Origin of the sequence: Halorubrum sp. SP9 (genome assembly GCF_005435015.1) — an archaeon.
Classification (GTDB): domain Archaea; phylum Halobacteriota; class Halobacteria; order Halobacteriales; family Haloferacaceae; genus Halorubrum; species Halorubrum sodomense.
This window is the reverse complement of record NZ_SGXU01000103.1, coordinates 520-1,428: the sequence shown is the minus strand read 5'-3', so window position 1 is coordinate 1,428 and position 909 is coordinate 520. Positions and strand designations below refer to the sequence as shown.

1 pseudogene is annotated in these 909 nt (G+C 55.8%); it reads left to right on the top strand.

Annotated elements, in window-relative coordinates:
• Nucleotides 1-908, top strand: a pseudogene (locus EXE45_RS16610) (SAM-dependent methyltransferase); the annotation flags it as partial.
• Nucleotide 909 lies beyond the last annotated feature (1 nt).

Sequence of the window (909 nt, the reverse complement as noted above, 5' to 3'; positions counted from 1 at the left end):
CCGAAGGCGAAGGATTCGCCTGTCTCGTTGATTATCACCAGTTGGACGGGAGCGTCTTTGACCGCCTCCAGAACCGGTATATTGAGCCGCGGAAAGCTCTCCTTCGGGAACGCCGGAGTGCAGCCAACCGCCGTCGCAGCGACGACTCACTCTCTGCCTCGGAGCAGGCAGAAGCCGCAGAGGAATACGCCCGATGTGAGAGCGGGCTTGAGCAGATTGGCGTATTCGAAGACCGGCTAGCCGACCTCGCACAACCCACTCCCCGCGATTGGCCCGAAGAGAACCAGGAACTTGCCGAGTCCGCGGCCAAACAGGTCGCTGAGTTCCGCGAGCGAACGGCCTCGCGATTAGAAACCCTCGAAACTCTCGCCGATCTCGACGATGTCGATATGGGTGACCTGTTCAGTCCATCGTTCTACGAGACCGTACAGGAGAATCAGGACGAATGGCTTGACGCCCTTGATGACTTAGAAACCGCTTTTGAAGCCTATGCGAAGGGCGGTTCGGAACCTGTCGAGGCTCACCTGTACGACCTCTTCGAGTATTATGACGACCTCGTCGGATCCACCCACTATGTAAGTAATGGAATTCTCTTCATGACCTACTACTTCGGCAAGTTCGAAGACGCGGGACAGTCACAGATTGGCGATAGTGGCGTCTCAGAACGCCAGCGTCTTCTCTCTGAGTTGGCGAGCGACCTCGAAGAGTACGAGGAACTTGCAAACGAGATTGCAGACGCTTGTGACGAGGTTGTAGGAGATATTTCCTCTGAGTGGTCTGAGCGCGCGCTTTCGGAGATCACAACTGCCGGTTACCAACCCAACCGGAAGCACGGCGTCGTAATCAACATCACACCGCTCGTCGAAGCTGAAATTGTCCCAGAAACAGTCGATAAACAGGTGATCTGAT